At 50.2% G+C, this 11,740-nt stretch carries 10 protein-coding genes; 6 read left to right on the top strand and 4 right to left on the bottom strand.

All coding sequences use genetic code 11. The features are described from left to right. Positions 1–104 precede the first annotated feature (104 nt). Positions 105–1,532, bottom strand: a complete 1,428-nt coding sequence (locus B2899_RS01915; RefSeq protein WP_286883630.1) for a nicotinate phosphoribosyltransferase — start codon at positions 1,530–1,532, stop codon at positions 105–107. A gap of 102 nt (positions 1,533–1,634) precedes the next feature. On the opposite strand from B2899_RS01915, the gene B2899_RS01910 reads away from it, so the two are divergent. From B2899_RS01910 to B2899_RS01895, 4 genes are all read left to right on the top strand, one after another. Beyond that, entirely contained in the window at positions 1,635–3,314 is a 1,680-nt protein-coding gene (locus B2899_RS01910; RefSeq protein ID WP_246147295.1) for a sensor histidine kinase, read from the top strand. Beyond that, entirely contained in the window at positions 3,315–4,112 is a 798-nt protein-coding gene (locus B2899_RS01905; RefSeq protein ID WP_286883628.1) for a LytR/AlgR family response regulator transcription factor, read from the top strand. 237 nt (positions 4,113–4,349) lie between these two features. Further along, positions 4,350–6,449 (top strand): carbon starvation CstA family protein, encoded by a 2,100-nt coding sequence (locus tag B2899_RS01900; protein WP_146809883.1) that lies wholly within the window; start codon positions 4,350–4,352, stop codon positions 6,447–6,449. Between the two features lie 18 nt (positions 6,450–6,467). Next, positions 6,468–6,728, top strand: coding sequence for a YbdD/YjiX family protein (locus tag B2899_RS01895; RefSeq protein ID WP_286883625.1), 261 nt, complete (start codon positions 6,468–6,470; stop codon positions 6,726–6,728). Positions 6,729–6,870: 142 nt separating this feature from the next. On the opposite strand, the gene B2899_RS01890 is transcribed toward B2899_RS01895, so the two are convergent. Next, positions 6,871–7,308, bottom strand: coding sequence for a DUF2621 family protein (locus tag B2899_RS01890; protein WP_146809885.1), 438 nt, complete (start codon positions 7,306–7,308; stop codon positions 6,871–6,873). Positions 7,309–7,529: 221 nt separating this feature from the next. Here B2899_RS01890 and B2899_RS01885 point away from each other — a divergent pair, with 221 nt between their 5' ends. After that, positions 7,530–8,489, top strand: a complete 960-nt coding sequence (locus B2899_RS01885; protein WP_286883623.1) for a rhodanese-related sulfurtransferase — start codon at positions 7,530–7,532, stop codon at positions 8,487–8,489. Between the two features lie 168 nt (positions 8,490–8,657). Continuing rightward, positions 8,658–9,515 (top strand): methyl-accepting chemotaxis protein, encoded by an 858-nt coding sequence (locus B2899_RS01880; protein WP_286883621.1) that lies wholly within the window; start codon positions 8,658–8,660, stop codon positions 9,513–9,515. A 70-nt stretch (positions 9,516–9,585) separates the two neighbouring features. On the opposite strand, the gene lpdA is transcribed toward B2899_RS01880, so the two are convergent. Both lpdA and B2899_RS01870 read right to left on the bottom strand, forming a co-directional pair. Continuing rightward, on the bottom strand, positions 9,586–10,998 hold the full coding sequence (lpdA, locus tag B2899_RS01875; protein WP_146809888.1) for a dihydrolipoyl dehydrogenase: 1,413 nt from the start codon (positions 10,996–10,998) through the stop codon (positions 9,586–9,588). A 3-nt stretch (positions 10,999–11,001) separates the two neighbouring features. Next, positions 11,002–11,740, bottom strand: a 739-nt coding sequence (locus B2899_RS01870) for a dihydrolipoamide acetyltransferase family protein (protein ID WP_286883618.1), incomplete at its 5' end; no start/stop codon positions are given.

The raw sequence follows: 11,740 nt of genomic DNA, 5'->3' as shown, positions 1-11,740 counted from the left end.
GCATTCCTGCTGTCATCGCTCTTCTTTTTTTCATTCCGATTCCCCCTCCAAATTTTTTCCTTACATTTCTTTTTACGGAAGGAGATTGGGAAAAGTTGCATTTTTTATTCGCGCTCCTGATGAATTAAACGCTGCTTTAAATCCCACAGTTTCTGGCTCAAATCGACATGATACTCATGCGGGTTAGTCAGACGCTTGATCTCGGGCGAGAAACGGGCCAAATCTTTGCGGGAATATTCTCGGATATCGTCCAGCGAAGGTGTTTTATAGCAACGTCGACCTCGCTCAATCATCGGATGCAGCAGCGATTCGATCCGATAATTGCAGATTGTCTTACGCTTATGCGGAAACAACGGATGGAACAAAGTAATTTTGTCGCGCGGAATTTCCTCGTCCTCAAGCGCAATCAAATCCGCCAGGGGTCTATCCGTCGCCAGATCATAGAAGCGCACGACCTGCTTATAGCCCGGATTCGTAATCTTAGTCGGGTTCTCGGAAATCTTCAGACGCGGCAGCCATTCGCCGTCTTTCTCCACTGCAGCCAGCTTATATACGCCTCCTAACGCAGGGCAATCGGATGACGTAATCAGGTTCGTTCCTACGCCCCATATCGTAATCTGCGCTTCCTGGCTTTTCAAATCCTGGATCAGGTGCTCATCCAAATCGCTCGAAGCAATAATAGCTACATCCTCAAGCCCCGCATCGTCCAGCATGCGGCGCGCTTCCTTGGATAAATACGCAAGGTCACCGGAGTCAAGCCGGATGCCGAGCAGTTTCTTTCCTTTTTCCTTCATGGCAAGGCCAAGCTTGATGGCATGCGGAATACCTACGCCCAGCGTGTCATACGTATCGACGAGCAGCACCGTCTCATCCGGGAATGCCTCGCTATATGCCGTAAATGCATCCAATTCGTGTTCGAAAAGCTGTACAAAGCTGTGTGCGTGCGTGCCCCGTACCGGAATACCAAAATCGCGGCCTGCCATCACATTCGACGTGGCATGCACGCCCCCGATGTACGCGGCACGCGCACCGTAATAACCCGCATCCGCCCCCTGAGCTCGGCGCAGGCCGAATTCAAGAACAGTATCTCCTTTCGCTGCACCGACAATCCTTGCCGCTTTCGTAGCGATAAGTGTCTGGTGATTAATGATTGTCAGCATGGTTGTCTCGATTAATTGCGCTTCACAAACGGGCGCCTCTATGCGAATCAGCGGCTCGCCAGGAAAGACGATTGTTCCTTCTTTCATCGCAGAGATACTTCCGGTAAAGCGGAAATTCCGCAGCATGTCAAGAAAACCTTCTTCATATGGATAGACGCTTCTAAGATATGCGATGTCTTCTTCCGTAAAGCGAATGTTTTCAATATAATCAAGCACCTGTTCAAGTCCTGCAAAAACCGCATAACCGTTGCCGCAGGGGGCCTTACGGAAAAAAACATCAAATACCGTGCGCTGCCGATCCATCCCTTTTTTATAGTAGGCATACATCATATTAATCTGATATAAATCTGTACTCATTGTCAGGTTGTTCATCTGCTCATCTCCTTGTATCCTCTCTTCTCAAAATTGACGGGGCACATACGAATGATATACTTTGAGTAACAACGTTACCGCTCATAATAAGGAGGCGTACGTATGCCGCTGCTTCATCCGCTGTTTATCGATTTGGCTGAGCGCACTGCTACTCTTGTCGTGCTGGGCTTTTTTCTCTCTCGTTTCCGCTTCTTCCGGCGCATGCTCAGACGCACGGATGGACCGCGTGATAAAGTAATTACGATTATAGTATGTACACTTATCGGTATTTACGGGACGTACGCGGCGATCCCCATTGAGGGGGCGCTCGCCAATTCCCGTGTTATCGGTCCCGTCATGGCAGGTCTTCTGGGAGGTCCGCTTGTCGGTACCGTAACCGGTTTTTTGGCCGGTCTGCACAGGTATTTTCTCGGCGGATTTACCGATGTGGCCTGTGCTGTCTCAACAACGGTAGAAGGACTGCTTGCCGGTCTTGTGTACCTCAGATATCACCAGCGTTCCATGCATTGGGGTGTTGCCTGGATGGTCGGCTTTCTGGCCGAAGGCGTTCAGATGCTTATTATTCTTGCCATCGCGCGACCGTTTCCGGAAGCGCTTCGCCTTGTCGAAATTATTGCACTCCCGATGATGCTCGTCAATGCCTCAGCTATCGCGTTGCTCGTCATGATCGTGCAAGCAGCAAAGGCGGAAGAAGAAAAAATCGGGTCGATGCAGGCGCAGCGCGCACTGCAAATTGCAGACATTACACTGCCAATTCTGCGCCAGGGATTGGATGAATATTCCGCAGAGAAGGCAGCTCGAGTCATCTACAACATGACCGAGGCGGCCGCGGTAGCCATTACAGACCGGGAGAAAATCCTTGCCCACATCGGTGCCGGAAACAGTCACCATCGCAGAGGCACACCGCTGCAGACGGAAGCGACACTTGAAGCGCTGCGCACTCAGAAAGTACTCTGGGCGAAGAACAAAGAGGAAATCGGCTGCAGCAGCAAGGACTGCCCTCTCCATTCCGCGATTGTCGTGCCGCTGAAAAAGAAAGACTCGACGGTTGGAACGTTGAAATTGTATTTTAAGCGTCATCACGAGGTTTCAGTGGTTGATTGGGAACTGGCCCGCGGACTGGCTCAGCTATTCTCAACCCAGCTTGAAATCGCGGATCTGGAAAAACAAGCGGCGCTTCTGGCCGACGCAGAGATTCGCGCTCTACACGCGCAGATTAATCCGCACTTCCTGTTTAACGCTCTGAACACCATCTCTTCATTCATTCGCACAAAACCGGAAACGGCCCGCCGCCTTATCGTGAATTTGGCCGAATTTTTCCGGCGGAATCTGCACCAGGGCGACCGAATGATTACAGTAGAAGAAGAGATGAAGCATGTCGAGGCCTATCTTGAGATTGAGCAGGCCCGCTTCGGCGATAAGCTCCGGGTTGAAACTTCCATTCATCCGGATGCCTGGAAGCAGCATATCCCCGGCTTGATTCTTCAACCGATTGTAGAGAATGCGGTCAAGCATGGCCTGCTTCCAAAAAAGAAAGGCGGCACGATTCATATTTTTATCGGCAAAGAGAAGGGCGTACTCACCGTACGCGTCACTGACAACGGTGTGGGATTTACGCCGCACACTCACACACCTCCACTGTCCGGCATCGGACTTGCGAATGTGCGGAGCCGACTGCATGCATTGTACGGCAAGCCGTACGATCTGGTAATCGAGAGCAATCCGGGCGGCGGTACCGTTTGTACTCTCACCATGCCCTGGGAAGAAAGGAATGTATCGTAAATGATGCTGCGAGTAGTTATTGTCGACGATGAAGCTCCGGCCAGGTCGGAGCTTCGCTATTTGCTGGAACAATATAACGATGTTGAGATTGTGAACGAAACCGAAAGCGGCGAAGAAGCACTGGAAGTAATCGCCGACTGCAAGCCCGATGTAGTATTCCTCGACATTCATCTGCATGATATGGAAGGTCTTGAAGTGGCGGAAAAGCTGGCCGCGGGTGGCGCAGGCCCCTATATCGTCTATGCTACCGCATATGATTCGTATGCCCTGCAGGCGTTTGAAACGGAAGCAGTGGATTATATTTTAAAACCGTTTAATGAGGAGCGATTGGACAAAACAATGGAGCGGCTGCGTAAACACATGCGCGGCACGCAAAAGGACGTGCCGAATGAGCCGTACGCCCTGGAGCATACTTTGCGCCAGATTATCGAGACAATGCAGCCGGTGTCGAGATCATCCTCTTCCTTCTCCCGCATTCCTGTGGAAAAAGCGACAAGCGTAGCATTCGTTGACATTGATGACATCGTTTATGCTGCCGCCGAAGGACGGAATGCACGAATTTACGCCCGGTATGAAAACTACATTACATCGTTTTCCCTTCAGGACTTAGAGAAAAAACTGCCAAAGGAGAAATTCTACCGCATCCACCGCACCTACATTGTCAATCTACGTCATATTATGGAATTTATCCCGTGGTTCAAAGGCACAGTTCAGGTTAAAATGAACAACACAGAAGAAACCGTCCTCCCCGTAAGCAGAACAGTAGTCAAAGATTTGAAATCCCGGCTTGGTTTTTAGAAATTGCACTCCACAAGACAGAACTCAGGCAGCCAACACGTGTGAACCCTTTTTAGGCACATGCTGGCTGCCTCCATTGTTCTCTGCAAATAATTACGATTTTTTTACTGTTCATGTATCATTTACTACCATTTATTCAAAAACGGTAGTGGAGAGCCTTTTCATATATTACAATAAGTTAAAATTTTAGAAAATTTAAAATCATAGAATTTAACAGAAAGAAAGAGGGGATTCATTATGAAAAGCCGTATACTCTCCATTCTCATCTGGGGTGCGATTTCGATCGTCGGCGCGGTAGCCTGGGGATGGCTGGCGCTTGTACGCGGTGAAGAAATCAACGCAGCCTGGCTACTGGTTGCCGCCCTGGCCAGCTATGCGGTGGCTTACCGGTTTTATAGCCGATTTATCGCCCATAAAGTCTTCAACCTAAATGACAGACGGGCCACGCCCGCCGAAGTTCACAATGATGGTAAAGACTATATCCCAACAAATAAATGGGTGGTATTCGGCCATCACTTTGCGGCAATTGCCGGTGCCGGTCCGCTGGTCGGTCCAACGCTTGCCGCCCAGATGGGATATCTTCCCGGCACGATCTGGATTGTTGTAGGCGTTATTCTTGCAGGTGCCGTACAGGACTTCATCATCCTCATCGGTTCCATGCGCCGCGACGGAAAAAGCCTGGGACAAATCGCGAAGGAGGAAATCGGACCCGTAGGCGGCTTGATTGCCATGGTTGGTATTCTTGCCATTATGATTATTTTAATTGCCGTACTGGCGCTTGTCGTCGTTAATGCGCTGGCCGAAAGTCCATGGGGTACCTTCACGATTGCCATGACGATTCCGATTGCGCTCTTTATGGGCTTCTACATGCGCTATATCCGTCCAGGACGCGTTGGTGAAACTTCGTTCATCGGTTTTGCTCTCATGATGTTTGCGCTTGTGGCCGGCCAATGGGTGGCGGAATCTCCGACTCTCGGACCTATGTTCACGCTCAGTCCGGAAGCGCTTGCTATTTTAATGATTATCTATGGTTTTATCGCATCCATTCTGCCTGTATGGATGCTGCTCGCACCGCGTGACTATTTGAGCTCGTTCCTGAAGATTGGAACCATCGGCTTGCTCGGCATCGGTATCATCCTGACGCTGCCGAATCTGCAAATGCCTGCGGTAACGAAATTCATCGACGGAACCGGACCGGTTTTCACAGGTAATCTATTCCCGTTCTTGTTTATTACAATTGCCTGCGGTTCCATCTCCGGGTTCCACTCGCTCATATCGAGCGGTACGACGCCGAAGTTGATTGCAAAAGAAAGCCACAGCCGTATGATCGGTTACGGTGGCATGCTAATGGAATCGTTCGTAGCCATTATGGCTCTCATCGCTGCAACCATTCTGACGCCGGGCACATACTTTGCGATTAATAGTCCGGCCGCCGCTATCGGCACCGACGCTGTGACCGCAGCCCGCACGATTACAGAATGGGGCTTTACCATCTCTGCCGCCGAATTGACGCAGTTGGCCGAAGACGTAGGGGAGAATTCAATCCTATCCCGCACAGGCGGTGCACCGTCGCTTGCGGTCGGTATGTCCGTCATCTTCTCGGCTATTGTCGGCGGTAAAGCGCTGATGGCATTCTGGTATCACTTTGCGATTTTGTTCGAAGCTGTATTTATATTGACTACCATCGACGCCGGTACGCGGGTCGGGCGCTTCATGGTAAGCGAATTGATCGGCAACTTCGCTCCGAAATTTAAAGACACGACATGGCTGCCCGGCAATATCATTTCCAGTGCCGTAATTAGCGTGGCCTGGGGATACTTCCTGTATGCCGGGGTTATCGACCCGCTAGGTGGTATTAAGACACTGTGGCCACTGTTCGGTATTGCGAATCAGATGCTGGCTGCGATTGCTCTGGCGGTCGGAACGACGATTATCCTGAAGATGGGCAAAAAAGCGTATGCCTGGGTTACGCTCGTGCCGCTCTCCTGGCTGCTCACCGTTACGATGACAGCGGCCTGGCAGAAGCTGTTCCATCCCGATCCAAAAATCGGCTTCCTCTCTCATGCCTCCGCTTTCTCAAAAGCGGTGGAGCAAGGTCAGCTGCCTAAGGGCGTAAAAACGATAGAAGCCGCAAAACAGATGATTTTCAACGACCGTGTAGACGCTGTAATGACCGCAATTTTCGCAGGCATCGTGATTTTGCTTATTATCGACTGCCTGAGAGTCTGGATTAGCATTCTGCGCGGCACATACCGCGGTTCGCTGCAGGAGGCGCCTTACGTGGAATCCAAGGGCGACGCGTCTCTCATCTACAACAACCATTCGCACACTGCGTAAAGTAAGGAGGAATAATGTATGTGGCGCGATGAATCATGTCCGCAGCGCACCTATGTTCCGCCGGAAAAAATCAAGGAGTTGTCCGTAAACCATTCGCTTATGCGCCGGGTTCGGTCTACAATCCGGATGATTTTCGGCATCCCGGACTATGAGCTGTATCTTGATTACTGGTACGCGGCGCCTCCAAAAGACGAAGCGGCTCCGCTGTCGGAGAAGGAATTCTTCCGGCAGGCGATTGACGAACGGTACGGAAACGGAAACCGCACACGCTGCTGCTAAGCGGCAGGCATTAAAATAAAAACAACCCCGAATATGGTAACCATCTCCGTTTCCTGAGTCGTCTATGTTTTTACTTTTCCCCGTAACCGTTTAAAACACGAAAGAGAAGGGCATTCAAGCGAACGCTCCTTCTCTTTTTCCGTTATTCTACATTAATTTTTAAATGCTGTTTGTACGGCGAAAAATCAATCTGCTTTTTCTTTAAATGAGCGACCAAAAACTTATGATCGCGTGCCGGTGTCGCCAGAATATACCCTTTGATGACAAGGTCATTCGTCATCTTCTCCGCACCTTCCTCAAGCGCCAGCTTGCCGATTTTGGCGGCAATGCTGCGGCGGGCCACATCGCGGAACAACTCCGGAACCGGGCTGACCAGTTCGTTCAGCAGCTCCATCGTATCTTCCGTCCACATATGACGCGTCCTATCAATATAGTGATCCTGCCAATCCAAGTCTGACATTCCATCCTGTTTCGGCATCGATTTCAAAAACTTTCGAAACATGAAGTAACCGCCGATGGCGAACAATGAAATAAGAAGAATCATCCAGCCGATAATGAAAGAACCGAACCATGCTGACATTTCTACAAATCCCCACTTCCCTTTTCGGCATTGACTGTGATATGATGTAGTACCGTAATATAAACAACATAATTATATTGTTTAATATACACAGCCAGTTCCCGTATAACATAAACTGGTTGTTTCTTATTATGCATGATTTTCGTATCGCTTGTCTATATGAGCTATACCCGGGAAATTCATTAATGCAGCAAAACTATACCACAGGGAGGAATGTTCTCATGCAGCAAACGCATAGAGAGAACGAAAAGCCGTATCGCGTGCTTTTATATTATAAATACGTCCATATTGAGAATCCGGAAGAATTCACAGCTGAACATTTAGCATTCTGCAAAGAACTTGGAGTGAAAGGCCGGATTATCATCGCCGAAGAAGGGATTAACGGCACGCTGTCTGGAACAAAGGAACAAACGGACGCTTACATGGCAGAACTGCGCAAAGACCCGCGCTTTACCGATATCTTCTTCAAAATCGATGAGGCCGATAAGCACACATTCAAAAAAATCTTTGTCCGCCACAAAAAAGAAATTGTAACCTGGCGTTTCGACGAAGACATAGACCCGAACGAGACGACAGGAAAATATCTAAGTCCGAAAGAATTCTACGAGCATCTGCAGCGTGATGATGTGATTGTCATTGACGGTCGTAACGACTACGAGTACGAACTCGGCCATTTCCGTGGCGCCATTCGCCCCGGCGTTAAAACCTCACGTGAGTTCCCGAAATGGATCCGCGAGAATCTGGGCCAGTACAAAGATAAAAAAGTTATCACGTACTGCACAGGCGGCATCCGTTGCGAAAAGCTGTCCGGTTTTCTGATTAAAGAAGGGTTCAGGGACGTAGCGCAGCTGCACGGCGGAATTGTCACATACGGCAAAGATCCGGAAGTGCAGGGACGCCTGTTTGACGGTAAATGCTACGTATTCGACGAGCGAATTTCCGTACCGATTAACCGAACCGAAGAAGATGTAATCATCTCTACCTGTAAACACTGCGGCACGCCAAGCGACCGCTATGTGAACTGCGCGAACCCGTGGTGCAATGTGCAGCATTTCTGCTGTGAAGCATGCGAAGATGAACATAAGCGTTCTTGCTCGCCAGAATGTGCGGAGCACAAAGACAACCGCTATGTGAAGGAACAACTTGCAAAACAAGAAGCAAAGGCTGCAGCAGTTAAATAATGTAATTCAAAAGCCGGGGATAGCTCTCCGGCTTCGTTGTATACTTATAGAACTAAATTCATCTATTTCTTTGTTCTCTTATTCCATGTTTTGGTTTATGATAAAAGGAGCAGAAAATACCAGTCAAAAAACATACCATTTCTTAAATTGAATAGGAGTGTGCTCCCTATGATTATGGAAACCGAAAGAAACCAGAAGCTTCACGATGAACTTGACTCACTGAAGAGATCTTGTCTGCGCCTTTACGAATTATTTAATGAAGAAAACACGTTTGTGCTGACCGATACAGAAAAAGTGATTGGATACTGGGAAGGAAAGCATGTGAAATTTGGCTTTAAGGTCGGAAGCCCCATCCCCGAAAATAGCACACTGCGCCGCACGCTGGACCAGAAACGGAAGATTAATCAAATCATTAACGAGAAAGAATCGCCGTTCGGATTCGGTTATTCCGCCAACACGGTTCCCCTGTTTGACGAAACCCGTCGCCTCATCGGCGCCATGGCTATTGCCATGCCGATTCACAAGCAGGAACTGCTGAAGAAGATGGCGTCCGAACTGATGCAGACTTCCGAACAGACCACTCAGGCCACCGAAGAAATTGCGGCGGGAGCAACAGGTATGGCAGACGCGGTCAGCGCTCTTTCCGTAAACTCTCAGAAGGCGCAGAATGCACTGAGCACCGTAGGCAAAGTCATCAACTTAATCAAGCAGGTGGCCGATCAAACCAATCTTCTCGCTCTCAATGCGGCAATCGAGGCGGCACGTGCAGGCGATGCCGGACGGGGATTTGCGGTTGTCGCCGACGAGGTGCGCAAGCTGGCCTCCAGTACGCGGGAAAATGTAGAAGAAATCTCGAAAAATCTCATGGAAATGTCCAGTACCATCGAAGAGATTGTAAAAGAGGTCAAAAACCTCGATAGCCTGGCCCAACAACAGGCCGCAGCCACGGAGCAAATCAGCGCTTCCATGACGTCCCTGGAAGAAAACTCCCGCAAAATGGCAGACGTGTCCGAATCGCTTATTTAGCTAAAAGAAGGAATGTAGAAAAAGAGCAGGCTGAGTATAACTTCGCCTGCTCTTTCTGTTCTATATTGTCTTACTTCGATAACGAGTGAATACTGTGTCCGAGCGCCGCTTCCGCAGCTTCCATCGTCACTTCCGCCAGTGTAGGATGCGCATGGATAGTCAGTGCAATGTCTTCGAGCGTCGCGCCCATCTCGATCGCAAGGCCTGCTTCTGCAATCAGGTCAGACGCTTCCGGACCAACAATTTGTACGCCCAGCACGCGGCCATCTTCCTCGTTAGCCACCACTTTTACAAAGCCGTCCGTTTCATTGACGCTCAGCGCGCGTCCATTTGCAGCAAACGAGAAGCGGCCGGTTTTCACCTTGTAGCCTTCTTCTTTCGCCTGCTCTTCTGTCAAACCAACCGTCGCCATTTCCGGGTCAGAGAAGACGACCGCTGGAATCGCCATGTAGTCGATTTCGCTCGGCTGACCGGCAATGACCTCTGCCGCCACCTTGCCCTCGTAAGATGCTTTATGAGCAAGCGCCGGACCTGCCACAACGTCGCCGATCGCGTAGATGTTCGGTACGCTTGTCCTGCACTGTTTGTCGATTTCGATCAGGCCGCGATCCGTCAGCTTCATGTCGATCGCTTCAAGACCGAGTCCGTCCGTATTCGGGCGGCGTCCAACCGTTACCAGGCAATAATCCGCTTCGAATACCTCTTCTTTGTCTTTAATTTTCGCCGTTACTTTTACGCCGTTCTCCGTCACTTCACTTGACTGCGCCATTGCTTCGGTGTGAATTTCCACACCGAGCTTTTTAAGTTTCTTGCGCACCATTTGCACCATCGGCTTCTCAAAGCCCGGCAGAATGTTCGTCATACCTTCAAGCACGGTTACTTTCGATCCCAGCTTGGCGAATGCCGTTCCCAGCTCGATGCCGATATATCCTCCGCCGACGACCAGCATTTTTTCCGGAATGTGATCAAGCATTAGCGCTTCGGTCGAAGACAGAATGCGCTCGCCGAACGGAAGCGCCGGAATTTCAATCGGACGCGAGCCTGTGGCGATAATGCAGTGGTTAAATTTATAACGGTTTACTTCATAGCCGTGGAATACGCGCACTTCATTTTCGCTTACGAATAACGCCTCGCCCGGAATTACTTCAACGCCGTTTCCTTTAAGAAGGGTTCCTACCCCGCCTGTCAGCTTATTTACAACGCTCTGCTTCCACTCTTGCACTTTCTTCATATCGACAGTTACGCCTTCGACATGAATACCGATGCTTGCGCCTTCTTTCGCCTGTTCGTACTGCTTAGCGGCCGAAATCAGCGATTTGGACGGAATGCAGCCGCGGTTCAAGCATACGCCGCCGACTTCCGCTTTATCCACAACCGCTACCTTCTTGCCGAGCTGGGCGGCACGAATCGCCGCCACATATCCGCCCGGACCCGCTCCGATAACCAGCACGTCAAGCTCTGTTGTAAACTCTCCTACTACCATGCTTTACACCTCCATGACAAGCATTTCAGGATTTTGCAGCAGTCCTTTGATGTAGTTCACGTACAATTGTGCCATTTCACCGTCAATCAAGCGGTGATCGAAGCTTAAGGACAACGCCATAACCGGAGCCACCACGATTTCATCGTTTTCATTTACAACCGGCTTCTTCGTAATGCGGCCTACGCCGAGAATGGCCACTTCCGGATAGTTGATAACCGGAGTGAAGAACATGCCTCCGGCAGATCCGATATTCGTAATGGAGAATGTGCTTCCTTTAAGCTCGTCGGCAGACGCTTTACGCTCACGCGCTTTGGTTGCCAGTTCTGAAATCTCGCCTGCAATCTTCCACAACGGTTTGCGGTCCGCATCTTTGATGACCGGCACGAGCAGGCCTTCATCTGTCGCCGTTGCGATCCCGATGTTATAGTATTTCTTCAATACGATTTCGTTCTTCTCGTCGTCGATGCTTGCGTTCAACTCCGGGAACTCGCGCAGTCCGGCGATCGCCGCTTTGACGATAAACGGCAGGTATGTCAGCTTGACTTCTTTTTTCTCCGCAATCGGCTTGAAGCGTGTACGCATCTCCACCAGCTTCGTTACGTCTACTTCGTCCATAATCGTCACGTGCGGAGCGGTGTACACAGACTTTGTCATTGCGGTTGCGATCGCTTTGCGGATACCTTTCAACGGCTTGCGCTCTTCGAGTCCGCCCTGCGCCGCCTGTGCCGCTGCCGGAGCGGCT

The sequence above is a fragment of the Aneurinibacillus sp. UBA3580 genome, assembly GCF_002375825.1.
GTDB classification, from domain to species: Bacteria; Bacillota; Bacilli; order Aneurinibacillales; family Aneurinibacillaceae; genus Aneurinibacillus; species Aneurinibacillus danicus.
The sequence above is the reverse complement of the archived record's forward strand: the minus strand, read 5'-3'. Positions and strand labels throughout refer to the sequence as shown.